Origin of the sequence: Proteus sp. G2618 (assembly GCF_009915995.1) — a bacterium.
Lineage (GTDB): Bacteria > Pseudomonadota > Gammaproteobacteria > Enterobacterales > Enterobacteriaceae > Proteus > Proteus terrae.
This window is the reverse complement of record NZ_JAABNI010000014.1, coordinates 109,047-125,750: the sequence shown is the minus strand read 5'-3', so window position 1 is coordinate 125,750 and position 16,704 is coordinate 109,047. Positions and strand designations below refer to the sequence as shown.

At 42.1% G+C, this 16,704-nt stretch carries 22 protein-coding genes; 2 read left to right on the top strand and 20 right to left on the bottom strand.

Annotated features, from left to right (window positions below):
* Window positions 1–34: 34 nt before the first annotated feature.
* The 4 genes from GWJ01_RS05990 to GWJ01_RS05975 are packed head-to-tail and all read right to left on the bottom strand — an operon-like array spanning window position 35 to window position 4,832.
* Window positions 35–346, bottom strand: a complete 312-nt coding sequence (locus GWJ01_RS05990) for a hypothetical protein (protein WP_041701214.1) — start codon at window positions 344–346, stop codon at window positions 35–37.
* A gap of 32 nt (window positions 347–378) precedes the next feature.
* Window positions 379–960: a hypothetical protein gene (locus tag GWJ01_RS05985; RefSeq protein ID WP_161710850.1), complete on the bottom strand. Its 582-nt coding sequence runs from the start codon at window positions 958–960 to the stop codon at window positions 379–381.
* Window positions 960–1,556, bottom strand: a complete 597-nt coding sequence (locus tag GWJ01_RS05980) for a hypothetical protein (protein ID WP_161710849.1) — start codon at window positions 1,554–1,556, stop codon at window positions 960–962. Before GWJ01_RS05980 ends, GWJ01_RS05985 begins: the two co-directional genes overlap by 1 nt.
* Window positions 1,557–4,832 (bottom strand): phage tail tape measure protein, encoded by a 3,276-nt coding sequence (locus GWJ01_RS05975; RefSeq protein WP_161710848.1) that lies wholly within the window; start codon window positions 4,830–4,832, stop codon window positions 1,557–1,559.
* Window positions 4,833–4,958: 126 nt separating this feature from the next.
* Between GWJ01_RS05975 and GWJ01_RS05970 the strand changes: the two genes are divergently transcribed.
* Complete coding sequence (locus GWJ01_RS05970) at window positions 4,959–5,150, top strand: YqaE/Pmp3 family membrane protein (protein ID WP_004242485.1); 192 nt, start codon at window positions 4,959–4,961, stop codon at window positions 5,148–5,150.
* A gap of 24 nt (window positions 5,151–5,174) precedes the next feature.
* Here the strand turns inward: GWJ01_RS05970 and GWJ01_RS05965 are convergent, their stop codons facing one another.
* The 15 genes from GWJ01_RS05965 to GWJ01_RS05895 form a co-directional block, all read right to left on the bottom strand.
* A complete protein-coding gene (locus GWJ01_RS05965) occupies window positions 5,175–5,405 on the bottom strand; it encodes a phage tail assembly protein T (protein WP_231133514.1) in 231 nt (76 codons plus the stop codon).
* 44 nt (window positions 5,406–5,449) lie between these two features.
* Complete coding sequence (locus tag GWJ01_RS05960; RefSeq protein ID WP_036894767.1) at window positions 5,450–5,866, bottom strand: hypothetical protein; 417 nt, start codon at window positions 5,864–5,866, stop codon at window positions 5,450–5,452.
* A gap of 64 nt (window positions 5,867–5,930) precedes the next feature.
* Window positions 5,931–6,596 carry a hypothetical protein gene (locus GWJ01_RS05955; protein WP_143475174.1) on the bottom strand — a complete coding sequence of 222 codons (666 nt, stop codon included), beginning with the start codon at window positions 6,594–6,596 and terminating at the stop codon, window positions 5,931–5,933.
* Window positions 6,597–6,605: 9 nt separating this feature from the next.
* Window positions 6,606–6,947: a tail completion protein gp17 gene (gp17, locus tag GWJ01_RS05950; RefSeq protein WP_161710847.1), complete on the bottom strand. Its 342-nt coding sequence runs from the start codon at window positions 6,945–6,947 to the stop codon at window positions 6,606–6,608.
* Between the two features lie 5 nt (window positions 6,948–6,952).
* The gene (locus tag GWJ01_RS05945; RefSeq protein WP_161710846.1) at window positions 6,953–7,426 is read right to left on the bottom strand and encodes an HK97-gp10 family putative phage morphogenesis protein; all 474 of its coding nucleotides are present in this window, start codon (window positions 7,424–7,426) and stop codon (window positions 6,953–6,955) included.
* Complete coding sequence (locus GWJ01_RS05940) at window positions 7,416–7,745, bottom strand: phage head closure protein (RefSeq protein ID WP_161710845.1); 330 nt, start codon at window positions 7,743–7,745, stop codon at window positions 7,416–7,418. The genes GWJ01_RS05945 and GWJ01_RS05940 overlap by 11 nt, the downstream gene beginning before the upstream one ends.
* Entirely contained in the window at window positions 7,745–8,044 is a 300-nt protein-coding gene (locus GWJ01_RS05935) for a head-tail connector protein (RefSeq protein WP_036937611.1), read from the bottom strand. Before GWJ01_RS05935 ends, GWJ01_RS05940 begins: the two co-directional genes overlap by 1 nt.
* 38 nt (window positions 8,045–8,082) lie before the next feature.
* Window positions 8,083–9,249 (bottom strand): phage major capsid protein, encoded by a 1,167-nt coding sequence (locus GWJ01_RS05930; protein WP_161710844.1) that lies wholly within the window; start codon window positions 9,247–9,249, stop codon window positions 8,083–8,085.
* Window positions 9,250–9,252: 3 nt separating this feature from the next.
* Window positions 9,253–9,921 (bottom strand): HK97 family phage prohead protease, encoded by a 669-nt coding sequence (locus GWJ01_RS05925; protein WP_020946083.1) that lies wholly within the window; start codon window positions 9,919–9,921, stop codon window positions 9,253–9,255.
* 17 nt (window positions 9,922–9,938) lie between these two features.
* Window positions 9,939–11,207: a phage portal protein gene (locus GWJ01_RS05920; RefSeq protein WP_004242475.1), complete on the bottom strand. Its 1,269-nt coding sequence runs from the start codon at window positions 11,205–11,207 to the stop codon at window positions 9,939–9,941.
* Complete coding sequence (locus GWJ01_RS05915; protein WP_161710843.1) at window positions 11,207–12,940, bottom strand: terminase large subunit; 1,734 nt, start codon at window positions 12,938–12,940, stop codon at window positions 11,207–11,209. Before GWJ01_RS05915 ends, GWJ01_RS05920 begins: the two co-directional genes overlap by 1 nt.
* The gene (locus GWJ01_RS05910) at window positions 12,894–13,361 is read right to left on the bottom strand and encodes a phage terminase small subunit P27 family (RefSeq protein ID WP_161710842.1); all 468 of its coding nucleotides are present in this window, start codon (window positions 13,359–13,361) and stop codon (window positions 12,894–12,896) included. Before GWJ01_RS05910 ends, GWJ01_RS05915 begins: the two co-directional genes overlap by 47 nt.
* Before the next feature lie 117 nt (window positions 13,362–13,478).
* Window positions 13,479–13,817: an HNH endonuclease gene (locus tag GWJ01_RS05905; protein WP_036937620.1), complete on the bottom strand. Its 339-nt coding sequence runs from the start codon at window positions 13,815–13,817 to the stop codon at window positions 13,479–13,481.
* Complete coding sequence (locus tag GWJ01_RS05900) at window positions 13,814–14,221, bottom strand: hypothetical protein (protein WP_036976739.1); 408 nt, start codon at window positions 14,219–14,221, stop codon at window positions 13,814–13,816. The genes GWJ01_RS05905 and GWJ01_RS05900 overlap by 4 nt, the downstream gene beginning before the upstream one ends.
* A gap of 81 nt (window positions 14,222–14,302) precedes the next feature.
* Window positions 14,303–14,815 (bottom strand): KilA-N domain-containing protein, encoded by a 513-nt coding sequence (locus GWJ01_RS05895; RefSeq protein ID WP_036937622.1) that lies wholly within the window; start codon window positions 14,813–14,815, stop codon window positions 14,303–14,305.
* Between the two features lie 826 nt (window positions 14,816–15,641).
* On the opposite strand from GWJ01_RS05895, the gene GWJ01_RS19015 reads away from it, so the two are divergent.
* Window positions 15,642–15,845 carry a KTSC domain-containing protein gene (locus GWJ01_RS19015; RefSeq protein WP_036937625.1) on the top strand — a complete coding sequence of 68 codons (204 nt, stop codon included), beginning with the start codon at window positions 15,642–15,644 and terminating at the stop codon, window positions 15,843–15,845.
* A 272-nt stretch (window positions 15,846–16,117) separates the two neighbouring features.
* On the opposite strand, the gene GWJ01_RS05885 is transcribed toward GWJ01_RS19015, so the two are convergent.
* The gene (locus GWJ01_RS05885) at window positions 16,118–16,579 is read right to left on the bottom strand and encodes a lysis protein (protein WP_104836390.1); all 462 of its coding nucleotides are present in this window, start codon (window positions 16,577–16,579) and stop codon (window positions 16,118–16,120) included.
* Between the last annotated feature and the right edge of the window lie 125 nt (window positions 16,580–16,704).

Sequence of the window (16,704 nt, the reverse complement as noted above, 5' to 3'; positions counted from 1 at the left end):
ATTTATTCCATATATAGTTTATTTAAACATTAAATTAATTTTCAAGATTACGGATTTCTTCAACCATTTTCATTTTTCTTTCACACTCTACTTTTAAGTTATTATTAATTTTTTCACCATTATTTTTTGCTATTTCGCAGAAAGCACTTGCTCTACCAATTTCAACCGCTGCTACTATCGATTGGTTTACCATATCCTTGCAAACACTTTTTCTTTTTTGGTTTTCCCCATATTCACATACCAATTTAGCTGTGTTGGCGAAATCAAAATTATCCTCTGCATAAGATGGTTGTAAAAAAAAGGCGGAATAAGAGAATACAAAAAAAGTTAAAACTAATTTATTCATCGTTTCAGTTGTCCCCGTTTTCTTAAAAATAACTATTTATAAATAAATGCAGGTGCATCTTTCTTACTGCCCCAATAAATCGCCCGTTCAGCCATTTGAGCCACATAGCGAAAGATACGATCACCTTGCCGTCGAGATGACCACGACTCATCGGTGAATCTATCGGGTAACCCGATTGACCATCGTTCGAATCGATTAGAAACATTAACACATACGGCATTTTCTTCGCCAGACACCACATTGATAGATGTGATTTGTCCAACAAATAAGACTTCAGCAAGAAGCGGGTTCCCCTCTTCGCCGATGGCGACCATCATCAATCGCACTTCTCGTCCTCGACTTTGCTCATTCATCACCATTCCCACCAGCGATTTATCAAAACCCGCTAATTTAAGCTGTAATTGTGGAGGACTGGTTGTCTTATTTTCTTTTAGCTGACTGATTTCGCCTAAACTGCCCACGCCCAAATAAGTTTCACCCGCAATAATCAGTTGCCCAACACCGGTATGCGCACAGGTGACGCCTGATTTCAAATCGAGTCTGGCGGCTAAAACGATATAAGCCCCCTCATTAATCGCGTTGACCATGGCATCAGAAAATGGATGATATTGCATTAGTACAACACCTCCTCAAAAGATAACGTGATATTGGTATACCCCAAGCGACGATGCTGAAATTTACCCTGTTCATTATCAACGAGACGAAAAACTCCAAAAGGTCTCTCAACCTCGAGCATTTCATTGACGGTAGGTGACGTTCTTAACATCGGTGAAATAGGAATATTTGCACGCCCTTGATTATCACTGACCACATCCGCCACCACCATTTTGAGTTCATTGCCCACAGTTAAGCGATCCCCTTGCTGTAGCACGCGCATATTGCGCTTCCAGTCCTTCGTTTCTAATCGATGACCTAATTGGCTCGGTATTGCAATACGAGGCGAACCGTACCCATAACGCCCTTTTCTTATCCAACTGGCTATTTTGACTCGCCCCGACATCCCATCCAATGAAGCCACCAGCGCTTCTAACTGGCGCGATTTCTCTTCATTTAAATTATTAAATGTCAGCTCACAACGCCAACGGCTTCCCGGAAAGCGTACCGTCTGGCTACTTCCATTAAATGGCGAGGTAAAGGTTTTGCTGTTACTCAATAATTGCCAGTTTTCCTGTGTGGGGATCACCTCTTTTGGCCATTCAAGAATAGACATTTAGACTCCTAATGTTCTGCGTGCTACGCCATTACTTTGAAAGTCTTGTAACATCATCGCGTGAGCTTTCTGTGCGCCTGCTTCTGTCCCTTGTTGTGCGGCTTCCTTCATTGCCTGCGCAAGTACAGCGTCACCATTTCCTGTCACCGTAATATGATTGACGAAGGTCATTTGCACACCACCTGCACGGGCTAACGTCGGTTGTGGTGTAACGGGCATTCGCCCTGCGACCGCCCCCACAAAGCCCCCCGAAGCATAACCTTGCGCCGCATGCATTAAGCGATAGAGATTGCCGACACCTAATTTAGCCGTCGCTTCTTTGGTAAAAACAAACTCACCACCATGCACAATCCCTTTAGGCTCAAATTTCCCGCCATGCCCCGTATAACCACCGTAAGCATGCCCTTTGCTCATCCATCCCATATCAAAGCCCATTGCCTGCCCACCTGCTTCAATGGCTTTGAAAACCAACATTTTCATCACCATTCGAGTGATATCGGAGATCACCGCATTGGCAAAATCTTTAAAGCTTCCTTTCCCCGTTAAAGCAAAATCGGCTAACGCATCAGACATATTATTAAGCGCATTGGTAGTGACATTTCTGACGTTCTCCATCACATCCATGGCCGATTCACTGAAATCCAATAAGCCTTGTTTTAATCCCGCCATCGGATCACCTTTCATGGCCTCTTGCTTCCTCAATTCTTCCTCAATCTGCTGTTTAGTGAGTTCGACATTGCGTTGTAAATTCGCTAACTCTTTTTCGCCTAAATCCACACTGGCTTGCTGATACAGCACATCAATCTGACGAAGGGCATTGAGCTTTTCTTGCTCTGCGCGCGATTTTCCTATCAAGGTGGTTTCAAATTGCATCTGCTCAATTTCTTTACTGCGATCATAAGCAAATTGCGCAACCGAGTTGGCACGCGCCAGATCATCAATGGCTTTCGCTTTTTCTTTTATTGTCTCAATCGCTTTGGGATCGATTTTTAAGATGGCATCAAACTTATCTTTATTCTGTTTGATATCAGCTAAGGCGGATGTGTATTCATTAAAGGATGAGGTAGTGCCATACAACTGAATGCTTTGTCCATCCGCAATCAATGAGGCTTGTTTTTCCTCTAATTCCGTCAAGATTTTGGTGTACTGTTTAGCATAATCAATGGTTGATTTATGGCTAGGCTTATACGTCCGTTTGGCTTGCAGTGCCAGTTGTGCCTCAATTTCAGCTTGTAAGGCCTTATCGTAGCCTTGCATATCTGGCGTAATTTTGCGTGAAGCCAATACATCTTCTGCATTTAATTTCGCTAATGCCCTCCCTGTGGCTTGCGCTTTTGCCACTGAACGTTGTGATTTTTCAATCGATTCATCAATCTGTTTAGCAATCGCCGTGGCGGCATTCACTTGGCTATTTGTCGCCTGAAGCGTGATATCAATGAGTGATTCATATTCAATGCCTAAGCTCTTTAAGCTCGCCTTAAGTGAATTAATAGCGACATCAACATTTTGTAACTCAGTGGCATAACGTCTATATTCAGGGGCTTGATCACCTACTTTTTCTTTGAGTGTCGCCAACATATTTTGCATATTGGCTCGCTGACGCTCTAAGTTATTAACTTGCTCTGCATATACCCCCATCGCAGCATCAAGCTCTTTTTGCTTTTCAGCCACTCGTTTAAGGTATAAATCCCCCACACCTTGTTCAGCAAACGCCTTTTCACTCTCAACGCTGTATTTTGATAGACCTTGTAAGGAAATGACCTGTTGTTTAAGCTCCTCGACTTTCTCCAATTGCGCGTTAATGCCCGATGAAACTTTACTTAAATTCGCCACTAATGTGGCATTGCTCATTTTGTTTAACGCTTCTGTTGATGTATCAAGGGAATTGGCAAATTCAATCGATTCGAGTTTGGCTTGTTTGACATTTTCGCTGTATTCATACAATCCCATTCCCAATGCTGCAACACCCGTCAACACTAATCCAATAGGGCCACCCGCTAATCCCATAACACTGTTGAGCGCTCGCCCCGCCACCGTTGATTGACGCCGAGCGGTCGTTAATGCACGTTGAGCAACGTTTTCTGCGGTTAATGCTTGTGTATAGTTTAAAGAGGCTGTTCTTGCGAGTGACTTTGTGGCGATAAGGTTATCGAGTGCTATTTTTTCCGCGTTAGTGCCTCTAGCAACTTGATATTCCATTTTGGCTCTATTGAGCGCCGATGTGGCAGCTTCTTTATCCGCCCATGCCTTCCTCACGGCACTGGTTGCTGCCACACTGTTTGCCTGCACACTCTGTAATGTGGCTTTGGCTTCATTCAACGTTGTCTGATTTTTCAGATAAGTGGCTTTCGTCCATTGAGAGAGTTTTGCTACCAATGCCGTGACGGCGATCCCTTCAACCACTTTAGCGACTAACGATAGATTATCGGCAAGAGTGGTCATCCCTGTGGTAAAAAGCTGAGTCGCACCTGTACCTTGATTCGCTTCACCAATAAATTTGGTCATCGCCGATTGAAGATTAGTGAAACCTTGGCTAACCGTTGTCACACTGGTGGCGAATTTTTTATCCACACTGTCGGCAGCACGCTCTAAGGCTTGAATGACTTTCTCAATCGTCATTTCACCATCTTGGGCTTTCTTCCTTAATTCGCCCACACTAACACCCATTCCGTCAGCGATGGCTTTCGCTAACGCAGGGGTTTGCTCCATCACTGAATTTAGCTCTTCGCCACGTAACTGACCCGAGGCTAATGCTTGACCAAATTGGGTTAATGCCGCTTGGGCTGCGGTTGCACTCGCCCCCGAAATCGCCACGGCTTTTGAGACGGTTTCCGTGAGTTCAGCCACTTTTTGCTGACTTAAGCCTAAGCGATCTGCATTATCTGCAAAACGTTGATAAACCTGTGCTGTGGCATCCAATGATTGATAGGTTTTTTGGGCAATATCATAGACGGCTTGTGTGGCTTTATTTAACTCAACGGAGCTTTCCGTCACCAGTTTTAAGCGGTTCTGTAATTCCGTCCAACTATCGGCATAATTAATGACTTGATGAATGGATAATGCACTTGCGGTGACACTCGCAAAACGGGCAAAAAGCGCCGAGGATTTTGCGGTTTGCGATACCATTCGCTCTTGTTGTACGGTGATAGCTTGAAGACTGACGCGAATACTTTGCCCAAATTGTTCTGTTTGGCGCTGGCTACGGTTGATCGCATTTGTGAAATTTGCCGTATTCAGCGTCAAATCAATATTTAATTTACCTAATGCTCCCGCCATAAATTCAATCCTTGGTATGAACACTACAAAAGCAAACTTTCACCCTGAATAAATGCAATATTCCTTGTTATTTGCTATTGATTTAATTATTGACAAACTGAAATTTCGAATAATAGAGGGGGTTTTATGAGACTTATTCTGGCGTTATTACTACCTTGGTTACAATTTTTCACGATTGGTCGCCCATTTGCTGGCATCTTCTGCCTTATCCTACAAATCACCTTAATTGGCTGGATCCCTGCGGCTATCTGGTCGGTTTATGCCCTTTCTCAATACAATACGGATAAAAAAATTGAGAAAATGTCTCGCGGTGGTTAACGATTAAGCCCCACTGATGTGGGGCTATCGATTAGCTAATACACTCTCAGTGACATTATCCCACACCTCTTCTTCCGTGATTTTCTTCTTCCACATCGGCATAAAATCCATCAATTCAGGCGGAGACATTTTCGGATCACGATTTATCATCGCGAGAAGATGCGCCACTTGTGCCATCCGATAATCCTCTCGCCATAAACCAAAGGGTTGTTTGCGATAAAAAGCCTCATATTCACACAAGTGGCTTTCAGGCATTTGCTCGATTTCCGCGAGCGTTTTTCCCAGTGCCAACGACAATATCAGTTGGAATTGTCGCCGTTCTCCAAGTTTTTTTCGCTATTCCCCGCTTCTGCTGTAAACACCGCATTAGAGAACCCTTGCCCTAAACGATTAAGACCTTTTAAGTCTTCTTCATTTTCAGCATCAAAAAGCAGTTCCCCTTTTTCATCACACAACTTAAAGGCCAACATTCTGGCGACATCATATTCATCGTAGACACGATTTATCGCCTCATTAAATTGTTCGGGATCGTCTTCGTCTAAATAAATGTCCTGCGCTTCGGCGAGCTTGATTTTAATTTGACGAAGTTTGCGCTGAATGTAATTCATGGTGCCAACATCCAACTCTTTGACATAAAAGGTGTTGTCTAAATAGGTAAAAGGCGTCACTTTCAGTGCTTGGTTTAACACTAATTCACGCAATAAAGCGTTAGACATAATCACTCCTAAGATTTTTTATCGAGAAGGGAGATGAGAAATAATGAAAGAGGTGAATTAGGGGTTATTTCTTCGCATTCAAATAATCACGGCCAGACAATTTAATCGAGATCCCCGAATCCATCATTTGCCCCACACTGCCATCAATGTTCATGCCCGTTTCGACGGAGCCGTAATAAAACATGGAGCCTTCATCTCGTGTTAAGACCATTTTCACCGCAAATTTTTCTTTGCTGTTTTCATATTTACGCAAGAGTCGCTGCACCTCACTGGAGCTATACCGTAAGAAAAAGGTCAATTTAATTGAGCCGTATTCTGTATCGCCGGATTCATATTCCTTGCCATCACTGCAAATGGTGGTGACATCAATTTGTTCGGTCGTTGAACCGTCTTTACTGAAGCTTTTTACTGCACAGAAATTATTAGACCATTGAATGCGTTGTGCTTTGGCGTTTGCAAAATCCGTGGGTAGCGTTTTATCACTCCAATCCACTTCGTCGCACAGGGTCACTTTGTTGCCATCAACCTGTGCAACAGGAAAACGTCCATCTAACTCCCCGAGTCCCGATAACATAATCATGTCATCGGCTTTCAGCTTATTATTGGCGATGGTAATAGTTGCCGGTGATAACGTGGCTTCCGTCACGGTCATCGCCTCTCCTAAGCCGGTTTGCACAAAGATCTTCGTGCCGAGGAAAGGCGTCGCTTTATGGTTTTTTGACTTTGCCATATCCATTCCTTATTTATCTGATGAAATCATTAATTCAAGAACAAGCCGATGCAATTTGACATCCGCTTCATACCCAAAGACCGCATTCACCCGTTGTGCAAATGGGATTGTCGCAACAATCTGAGCCTCGATTTTTTTACGCAAGACCATAAGGGGCTGTGGCTGGAGCGCATACACATCAAGTTGCACGCGATAGTTATCTAAATCCGTATCCTCCAGCGCACTGTTAGGCGTGATGCTGGCAAACTGGATCACTATGGCGGGATAATGCCCTTTGCCTTCGGGTAATACCTGAAAAAAAACCCTTCCATCGACAAGCGGTGAAAGGGTCTCTTTTAATTGTTGTATCATGATCTCTACCTTGCTTTTTCAATATCCTCTTTGAGTGTTTGAACTATCACTTTAGCCGTCGCTTCCTTTTTCACTTCAAAGCTGGGGCGCATAAACGGTTGTGCGGGCATCTTGGCGGTACCAAATTCGACAAACCACCAATAAAACGGATCATTCGGGTTCAATGTTGCACTTTTTCCCGTTACTTGTTTAAAGGCAGACACCTTTTTACCTGATAATGATTTCACCCAAATGCGCGTTTTGACTTGGCCATTACGCTGCACTTTCGTTTTAGAACGAATATTGCGCTTGATGGTGCCTTTGCGTCGATGCGGTACCATTTCCTTAAGAATAGGCACTCGATGTTTGATTTCTTCTTTTAACGCCGAAGCCCCTGCATTCATCGCCTTACGTGCGCTTTGATTTCTGGTTTTGCGGGCGATGTCTTGCATTCGTTGAGCGAGTTCAGACAATCCACTGATTTTAATCTCACCCATCATTCACGCCCTCTTTGCACATTAATTGAAGCTCACGATGACGCTCATCAGGGTCAATAATCGAAATAATATTAAATATTCGCTTACCCCATACAATACGCATCGAGGTATCAATATCAGCAATATAGCGAATAAGAATTCGCGTTGTGGCCTCACTTTGTACTTGCTGAGCTTGAAAATATTCTCGCCCTTGATAAGGCATGATCGCTGCACGTACTTTTGTCGCATGATCCGTCCAAATCACATCATTGCCACTGATGGCATCAGGCGCTAATTCTGGTTTTTGAATATGAATAGTGTGGCGTAATCGTCCCGGATCCATTAACTACCTCGCCAATTTCGACAAAGCAGTAACAATCGTTCTACTGCTTTATTTTCATATAACAGAATTTCACTTTGGCTGGTTCGATGTTCAAACATATCCCCCAGCACCAAAAGCATGGCCGATTTCACTTCATAAGGGATATCATCAGGTGATTTCCATGCTGGTTCATCACACCATCTCAAACAATAATTTAATGCGCTTTGAGCATAAAATAGAATCTGCTCATCACGATCATCACCGCTGTATTCGAGATGCTGTTTTAATAAAGAAAGAGGAATGACATCTAAGATATTCATGATGTAATACGGGATAGTTACCTACCCCGACCTATTACTTAAGCACTTCTTCCAGACGTTGGGAATGTCCCTTTAATTAAGGCTTGAGGGCGATAATGGGCTAATGCTAAACGCTCTTCACACAAAATGGTCAGCATATTTTTCACAAAGTTATCACGATCTTCTCGACTCACTTCGATAACTGCATTCATTCGATCCCATACTTGAGACGCCAAATCAAATGCACCAACAGTAAACTCACCTTGTTTTTGTGCTTTTGTTGGAACAACAGGTAATCCCCACATTACATTTGAAGTAAAGGCTTGTGGGCCACCAAAAATATAACGCCCTTCTTTATCTTTCATTAACGCAATGGCATGCCAATCACGAGGATTTAAAATAATACCAGAGGCACTAAATTCAGATTCTGTTACCTGATAAATGGCATGAGCAATCAGGTCAGCATGCGTGTCGCCCGTAGCATTCAACGTGGTATCATATGCAGTGGCAACATGATTAATTCCCGTCAAATTATCCGCTGTACCGTCACCATTGAGTAATTGCTCCTCTTCCACTAACGCTAAACCATACAATAAGCGGTTATTAACGTAAGACTGTAACTGCACAGCATCATCCATCACTTGGCGAGACGCTTGGATCCAATGAGCAATAGTGATCACATTTGCCGTTTGTTTTTCAAACGTCAGATTAGATTCTGGTTTTTGTGCCTTTTCTTTCACGGGTGCCGCGCTATTGGTAAACAATTTTTCGCGTACATATTCCAGTGAGTTACTGGAAATACGACCTTGTGCTAATAAATCGCGGATAACTAAACGACGCATCCCCGGCATAATAATACCCGGTACTTGCATCGGCTGAATGAGAACTCCGGCTGAACTCGCATCACTGCCTAATGATTTATTAAAGGTTTTCACTTCATAAGAAGCCTGACTCCCATTCCATGATTTTGTCAGCGCTTCTGCTGCTCGCTCAGAAAAATCTTTTTTCGTATTAGGATCATCAGCACTCGTTGCCCCTTTCTGCTCTAAATCAAACAGACGTTCACCAGCTTTTTTTAATTCCTCTTGAACTAAGGCTAAATCTGTTTGTAATTGCTTTGAAACTACGCCAGTAGCTTCAATTTCTTTCTTCTGTGCATCGAAAAGCTCTTGCACCTTTTTTTGTGATCCTTCGATGGCTTCTTGGATAATAGCTAAGTCAGACATATTCTATCCTTTCAGATTAAATGCATTAATTTGGTTAACAATAGATGCGACTAGGGATTGTTGAGTGTCATCGGACTCACTCCGAATAGCGGATTTGAAGCGGGAAATAAAACCGACTGCTTCTGATTTTGATAAACCGGCTGACTCTCTCAGCCAATCCTCAATATCTCGGATCGTTAATAACCCATCGATGCTCTTGAGTGATGAAACCTGTGCTTGGTCATTAGCGGGAAATGTACAAATACTAATTTCACGTAACAGGGAGATATTTTTAAAAATACGGCCTGAAGGTGTTCGCTCAAAATCATTACGCAGACACCCGAATCCGATAGAAAGCCCGTCAACCGTGCCATGCTTCATTGCCGCTTTTAGATCTTGAGCTGCACTATGACCGGGTGTCAGTTGTCCTCTCACTCGTAATCCTTTTTGATCTTCCTCCATGTACTCCCATTTCCCCACAGGAAGCTCCCAGACTCGATGGTTATAAAACATAGCGACTTTTTGTTTTTGCTTATCTAAAACATGCTTAAACGCACCGGGTAAAATAATGTCACCATCGAGATCTTGATGACTAAATACAGAGGCATAACCTTCGAAAACGCCTTGTGTGCCATCACCCGTAAATTTGATTTCCGCTTCATCAAAATTCAGTGTTTTTCTAATATCAGGCATTGAACCCCCATAAATAATTAAGCCCCACTTTCGTGAGGCTCTTTATTGAGTTGGTTAATCGGTAAATATTGTGCTTGCCGGTAAGCGACATCTCCACCTTCAAGAGGAGGATAATTATCAAGCCGTCGCATTTCATTAATAGTTCTTAGCCCCGATTCTCCCATCGCTTTCATAAACGCGGCGCGTGAAGTAGAATCGCCTCGCAATAATCCATCAAGGTTATGTTCAGCATGGTATTTTCCCACTTCGGGGGGTTTTAGAAGCCAACGCGCAATGCAGTTTTCCCATCGGGAGATATAGGGTTGTAAGGTATATTGAAGAAAACCTAAGTTTTGTTGCTCAATACCTGTTCCCCAACTTGTTGATTTTTCAACATCGCCGACTAAATGCGGGGGAACACCAAAGAAACGGGCTAATTCACTGACTTGAAATTTGCGGGAAGACATTGTTTCTGCATCTTGAGGACTAACACCAATATCTTGTGCTTGAAATCCCCCTTCTAAGATCCACAATCGTTTTTTAACGGGACCACCCGCAATTTCTTTGAAATTCTCTTCAAGTTGGCTACGTTGCTCTTTATTCAATACCTTATCGCCCGTTGTCAGAATTTTAGGAGACTTAGCCCCATTAGCGTAAAACTCACGTTGTTGATCTTCCATCGCAACGGCCGTGCTTGCTGTCTTACACGCATAAGCAATAGGCGACAATCCGACTAATCCATTAAAACCAAACCCTTTTAAATGAAAAATTTCATGTTGTTTAAATTTCGCAAACTCATGATCACGCTGATATTTATAGATAATATTCTTCCCCTCCATGCGTACATCCATATTGGCAGACAACAGAGGAAGCAAGCTAATCACATCACCCACTTTATTTCGCTCAATCAACGCGAAAGCATTACCATAAAAGCAAAGCTGCATAGTCATTGCCTCTCGGAATTCTTGAGCGGTCATATATTGATTGGGCGAATATCGCAGTAATCGAGCCAATGGGTTACTTAAATCAACTTTGGTTCTATTTCCCTGTTTATCCGTTTCGAACACATCCAGTGGCAAACAAGCCGTTAACGTCGAAATTAAGCTAACACAACGCCAAACCGTGGATATTTGGAGTATTCGCTCATCATTTACAGAAGAATCACCAAGCGAGCCTTGCGCTGAGATAGCGCCTGATTGTGAACCTTGTTCAGGTGTCACAAGTCTTCCCCCAACAAAGAAGGAAGCCAGACGCGCAAACCAACCATGATTAGTGCGCAAATCGATTGAATATTGTTTATCTGTCATCACATACTCAATGGGTTAGAGAAAAAATCATCAAGGTTGCCATCATCAACCTCACCTTCCGCAGCCCCAATCGCCATTGCTGATGCCACCACACCATCAATTCGACCAGTGCTTTTTTTCTTGGCAAAGACGCGGTTATCTTTTTGGTCAGCCTCAAGCACAGCAGATGCGGCATTCCATCTCAAACAAGGATTGGTGTGGATCTCAATCTTCTTGTCATCAATTAGCTGTTCAAACAGTTCGATAGAGTGTGGCATCCATAGCCCTGAATCTTTGGCTTTGTAATATCCTTGTCCATGCGGAGTTAAAGGAACCGTCACACCCGCTTCATCGAGTTTGGGTTCAAGGTATTTAATGCGATAAGGGTCAAAGGCAATGGCTCTCATGCTGACGTGCATCGCCATTTCAGCAATGCGTTCTGCCACAAATTCATACCTCACCGCATTCCCTGGAGTGGTATGCATAAAACCTTGCCTTACCCATAAGTCGTAGGGCACTCGGTCGGTTTTCGCTCTATCCAATAAAGTGTCTTTGGGTGTCCAAAATTCAACATAAAGACGTTTGAGGCGAGGAAAATACAGGGCTAATGCGGTTAAATCTTTGGTTCCTGATAAGTCCAATCCGCCATAACACTCTTCACCTTGAAGATCATCGAAGGTGAACGTGTTTTCACACTGCATCCATGTTTCACTGTTAATCCACGGATTATCGGCATCCACCCACTGGCAAAAATTAAGCCGACGCACAATGCTTTCTTTTGCGGGCATACCTCGAGCTTGTGTCACTTGTTCACGTAAGTAGCGATCAGAAAAGGTGTAGCCCAATGACGGATTGGCTTTCCCCCAGCAAGACTCATCCTTAAAGGGATCATCGCCCTCATCCAGTGAGCAAATATAGGAAAAGAAGCTGTCGTCTTCGATAGTGCCTTCGGCAACTTTTCGTCCGTATTCATGATAGTCATAACACACACTGGTTTTATCATGCCCACTATTGGTGATCATAAATATCAAGGCTTGTCGCCGACCTTTTGTGCCCGCTCGCATCATCTCAACGGCGGTATTATTTTTATGCTCATGAATTTCATCTATCAGCGCACAATGGGGACGAGGCCCTGATTGCCCATCATCTGAGCTAATCGGGCGAAAGAATGAACTCGTTTTCAAATAAGCCAAGTTCCACTCTTTGCCTGTTCCGCCTGATTTGGTGATCCGCTGACTTAATGCGGGAGATTGATCAACCATCGCCACCGCATCACGAAACAAAATCATGGCTTGGTCTTTTTTCGTGGCTGCCGCATACACTTCGGCACGCGGTTCACTGTCGGCGACTAAACAATACAACCCAACGCCACCTGCCATCGGGGATTTTCCTGAACCTTTACCTGATTCAACGTACACCATGCGAAATCGGCGTGTGCCGTCTGTCATTTTCCAGCCAAAAATAGAGCCAATCACAAAGCATTGCCAAGACAATAAAATAAACGGTTTCCCTTCATGCTCCCCGCCATTGAGCTTTAAGACTTTCGCGAAAAAGTCGATCACCCTTTTGACAGCCTCAACATCCCAGACTAATCCTCGTTGCTCGGCTTCATTTAAGTCTTTGAGATGACGTGCACATGCATGACGAATATCAGGCCCCGCTAAGATTTTGCCTTGATGCACGTCTTGCGCGTATTGCGTTGCGGGATCAACCGAAATATTGATTGAGCGGATCTTTCTCTTCTTCTCCACCATCCATCTTCACCTTCGAACGAGCGGCGGGGGTTAAACCAAACTCGACTAAATAACTTTTAAAACGGCGATCTGCATCAGCCAACATGGCAACGGCAGGATTCGCTTTAATTAAAAAATCCCCTAATTGCGTTTTTGTGGTGTATGTCCGACCTTCAATGGCAATGGTGTCTCGCAATTGAAGAATATCAGCGTAGATATCACACAGCCGTTCTAATGCCAGCGTGTCAGCCACGGTTAAAACGCCCATTCCATCGAGTAATAAGGTTAATTTTGCCCACGCCATTTTCCCCCAATCCGTTAAATGTTCGGGTGGGCTTGGAATTTCACGTTTGGGTTGGGGTTCTTTATCGTTGAGTTTTCGTTTTCCCGGATTACCGGTGACCACCTTCAAGTGGGTCGGTTTCGGGCGTCTTCCTGCCATCGGAACCTCCCAGAAAAAAACTTTTCATTTCGCGGTTGTGCACACAAATGAGGGCGCTAGGTAATCAGGGCGAAAGTGTCTGAACTTTTACCCCGCCCCCACCCTGTATTCATTGTGTTATTGATGCCAATGAGAATTGGGATCGAGTGGAATACCATCCGCATTACAGCCAATGACTTTGCCACTCTTTTCGATACGTTGTTTGGTCGAGTTATGATGCAGTTCGCATAAGCTTTGAAAGTTATTTTTATCCCAGAATAAAGCTTGGGCTTTTGCGATACGTTCTTTATCACCTGATTCAAGCGCTTCTTTAAGACGATGCGGAATAATGTGGTCAACTACTGTGGCCGCAGTAATGCGCCCTTGCTCTTGGCACATGACACAGAGCGGATGTTCATTAAGAAACGCTAATCGTACCTTTGCCCAGCGACCACCATAGACATTGCGTTTTTTCATGTTTTGTTTCTGACAACATCAGCTTCTATTGATGATTGCTTATTGCAGGTAATAATTCCTTTGAATATAACGTCACTAGACGTACTAAAACCTAAAGAATTATCGCTACTAATAACATAATGTTCATAATCAGCCTTATCCGCCCATTGATTATGAGTGGTTGCTAGTGTGATGATAGTTTGATTTATTTTATGTATTTTTTTTAGCAATTTAGCTGGCTTATCAATACTATTTAAATCGATGATTTTTGTGTTTCTTGGATCTGTATAAGGAAATTGCCCTGAATGACAAATCGCTATGAATTCTTTATATAGGTTGCTTCTCTCTTCAATTAGCTGCGATATTTCTTTTTGCAAGTAAACACAATGACCTATTGCCTCATAATTAATCTGTTTGTTTGACATAATAAACTCCAATAAAAAAGCCATTAGGGCCTATTCATCGTTAGATATTAATTAAATCAATATCCTCAATTTTAAGGAACGCTATTCAATACCAGGAATATAGATTTGAGCTTCTTTAAGAATTCGTTCCCTCGCTGTTAGTAGTAACTGCTTTCTACCACCAACTCCCCAGTTAGCCATCGTTCTTGCACAGTTACTTATATTTTTAGTTTCGGTATTAATGACATGATCTAGCTTGTTCAACTTAGACATGACATCTAATCCCTTCCTCGTAGCCTCTTTAAACGTGTTGTAGACAAGGATTTCAAATTCTGGCTTTAACCAAGCTGCATATCTAATAACGACTAACTCTAAAGCCCAAGTTCCCTGGTTGAGTCCACCTTTAATCACTTTAACCGATGCACTTTTTGTTGCATCGCTTAAAGCGTGAACAAATCGCCTTACTTGACGACTTTTCAAAAATGCACCAGGCCTTTGTGATTCCGTTGCTTTACCATCCGCAACAGCGGCCGCATGAAGATCATTTAAATTATATCTACCTTCACTATCAACACGGACAGACACACCATTAATACTTACTCTTGGATATTGCATAACGTATTACCTTCATTTGAAATGAACCCTCGTTCACATAGAAAATCAGCCCGTCGAAGCTCGCCAGCTATAACTGACTTTCTCGAAGGCTCATATCAAAGTGATTGGATTCGACGTTTTTGAATTGCTCTGTGAATGAGCGATGAAATGCGTATAAAAAAAGCCACCAGCGGTTAACTGATGGCTATCCATATACGTCACTAAATAAATGACGTTTGTAGAATTAAATATATTGATGTCTCTCCATCGTCACGCCCCTTCTTCTACCTACAGCTGACGTTGCTGATAATGACCGAAAAATAACAAAACGGTGGTATTCGTTGTTTTTGACTCTCACTATGCGCTCTCTATCGAGAAATAAAATAGGTCATGGCTAACATAGGAGACGGCGACAACGCGACGCTTTCTATTTCTATTGGCATTGAAATAAGAGTAGCGGTATGATTTATAGGTATTTATTTTTCGCTTAAATTTAGCCCCACGGTAAACTCAAACTCGCAGGGTTATTTTATTTGTATTCAATAGTTAATTAAAAAAACAATTGAAAGTATTCAATTCGCTTATTTGCTTAACAAAGCGATACTGAATTAATATCACTATATTCCTCTTGAGAAGTTCTTTATTTAATTTTGTCCATGCGTGATGCTGGAACTTATTTTTCATCTCTAATGTGAGAAGCTTCACACAAATAATAAATTTAACTCATATTTCTTCTTTATATAAAAATAAGTTGAATATTTTTACTAATATTAAAAGTTACTAAAGTAAAAATTTATTTACTCTTTTATTTTATCCCATTTTATTTTTATTAATAGTGATTAGTCTAATGGACAAAATTTACATTGCATCATCTAAAATTATTTCTGTTGCTTACGATTATCAAACTAAAATGCTAGAAATCGACTGTAAACATGGAGAACAATATCGATATAAGGAAGTACCATTCAGTATTTACCAAGGTTTAATGGCATCAAATTCTAAAAAAAAATTTTTTCATGCCATGATTGAACATAAATACCCTTATAATTAAATAACCTTATAGTTACCATTTAATATTATTATTCTTATTTTTATCACAAAAAATATCTTTTTTAAAAGAAAACAAAAACACAAATAAGAATCATTCCATCTGACTTATTAAAACTATTTAGCAAATTAATGTTAAGTATATTGTAACCACTTATTAAAATAATATTTTTGCCGCACTATAGGTATATTCACTTATAAGTGCTATCTTTATTAAGATTGATATTTTTTCGACAAATTTCAGTTTTGCCCTCGTACTCTACGTAGGGCTTTTTTTTAGTTCACACACTCCACTCTAATGTAATTCTGCAACCCTTTAATCATTTGCTCTGACTCTGCAATTCGTTCTCTGAGTAACCAATAATTTCGGAGAGCGGTGTCAGTAGGTCGGGCGGTGGTTGCATAAGCCAAGCTGGTGGCGGGAGTGGTTTTGCTTTTTGGGCACTCGGCTTTGATGTACACCCGCTCAGGATGATGCTCACTAATATCACGCAAGCGACTAATTTCATTCTTAGCATTCGCTAGCTCCTGCGTATATTGAATATCCAACTGATTTAATCGCATTATGCGTGCTTGATAATCAGTATTAATAGACCTCTGTTCTTCGAGAGCAATCGTTAGTTCTTTGTTTGTTTCTACTAATAGATTAATTCTGTTAGCTTGCCAGTTAATCACCCAATAACTACCCACAATGATGCCTACCATCGCAATGACGGCATAGAGTTTCCCGTATTTCATGATTAGTACCGATGATGTGAGAGAGCTATCTGACAGCGCTTTTCTAAACTAATGTGGTCTTTAGTACATGAGTTATCAATCAAGAGATAAATGCCACCAGCGACTGTAATGAGTAATATGAGGAT

Coding starts and splice junctions, on each gene's coding strand:
- GWJ01_RS05960 (WP_036894767.1), bottom strand. CDS start 5,866: ATGTCTAACGCTTTATTGCGTGAATTAGTGTTAAACCAAGCACTGAAA.
- GWJ01_RS05925 (WP_020946083.1), bottom strand. CDS start 9,921: ATGCCTGATATTAGAAAAACACTGAATTTTGATGAAGCGGAAATCAAA.
- GWJ01_RS05930 (WP_161710844.1), bottom strand. CDS start 9,249: ATGTCTGACTTAGCTATTATCCAAGAAGCCATCGAAGGATCACAAAAA.
- GWJ01_RS05955 (WP_143475174.1), bottom strand. CDS start 6,596: ATGGCAAAGTCAAAAAACCATAAAGCGACGCCTTTCCTCGGCACGAAG.
- GWJ01_RS05975 (WP_161710848.1), bottom strand. CDS start 4,832: ATGGCGGGAGCATTAGGTAAATTAAATATTGATTTGACGCTGAATACG.
- GWJ01_RS05980 (WP_161710849.1), bottom strand. CDS start 1,556: ATGTCTATTCTTGAATGGCCAAAAGAGGTGATCCCCACACAGGAAAAC.
- GWJ01_RS05910 (WP_161710842.1), bottom strand. CDS start 13,361: ATGGCAGGAAGACGCCCGAAACCGACCCACTTGAAGGTGGTCACCGGT.
- GWJ01_RS05895 (WP_036937622.1), bottom strand. CDS start 14,815: ATGCAATATCCAAGAGTAAGTATTAATGGTGTGTCTGTCCGTGTTGAT.
- GWJ01_RS05920 (WP_004242475.1), bottom strand. CDS start 11,207: ATGACAGATAAACAATATTCAATCGATTTGCGCACTAATCATGGTTGG.
- GWJ01_RS05945 (WP_161710846.1), bottom strand. CDS start 7,426: ATGATGGGTGAGATTAAAATCAGTGGATTGTCTGAACTCGCTCAACGA.
- gp17 (WP_161710847.1), bottom strand. CDS start 6,947: ATGATACAACAATTAAAAGAGACCCTTTCACCGCTTGTCGATGGAAGG.
- GWJ01_RS05915 (WP_161710843.1), bottom strand. CDS start 12,940: ATGGTGGAGAAGAAGAGAAAGATCCGCTCAATCAATATTTCGGTTGAT.
- GWJ01_RS19015 (WP_036937625.1), top strand. CDS start 15,642: ATGGACAAAATTTACATTGCATCATCTAAAATTATTTCTGTTGCTTAC.
- GWJ01_RS05970 (WP_004242485.1), top strand. CDS start 4,959: ATGAGACTTATTCTGGCGTTATTACTACCTTGGTTACAATTTTTCACG.
- GWJ01_RS05990 (WP_041701214.1), bottom strand. CDS start 346: ATGAATAAATTAGTTTTAACTTTTTTTGTATTCTCTTATTCCGCCTTT.
- GWJ01_RS05940 (WP_161710845.1), bottom strand. CDS start 7,745: ATGGATCCGGGACGATTACGCCACACTATTCATATTCAAAAACCAGAA.
- GWJ01_RS05985 (WP_161710850.1), bottom strand. CDS start 960: ATGCAATATCATCCATTTTCTGATGCCATGGTCAACGCGATTAATGAG.
- GWJ01_RS05885 (WP_104836390.1), bottom strand. CDS start 16,579: ATGAAATACGGGAAACTCTATGCCGTCATTGCGATGGTAGGCATCATT.
- GWJ01_RS05900 (WP_036976739.1), bottom strand. CDS start 14,221: ATGTCAAACAAACAGATTAATTATGAGGCAATAGGTCATTGTGTTTAC.
- GWJ01_RS05965 (WP_231133514.1), bottom strand. CDS start 5,405: ATGCCTGAAAGCCACTTGTGTGAATATGAGGCTTTTTATCGCAAACAA.
- GWJ01_RS05905 (WP_036937620.1), bottom strand. CDS start 13,817: ATGAAAAAACGCAATGTCTATGGTGGTCGCTGGGCAAAGGTACGATTA.
- GWJ01_RS05935 (WP_036937611.1), bottom strand. CDS start 8,044: ATGAATATCTTAGATGTCATTCCTCTTTCTTTATTAAAACAGCATCTC.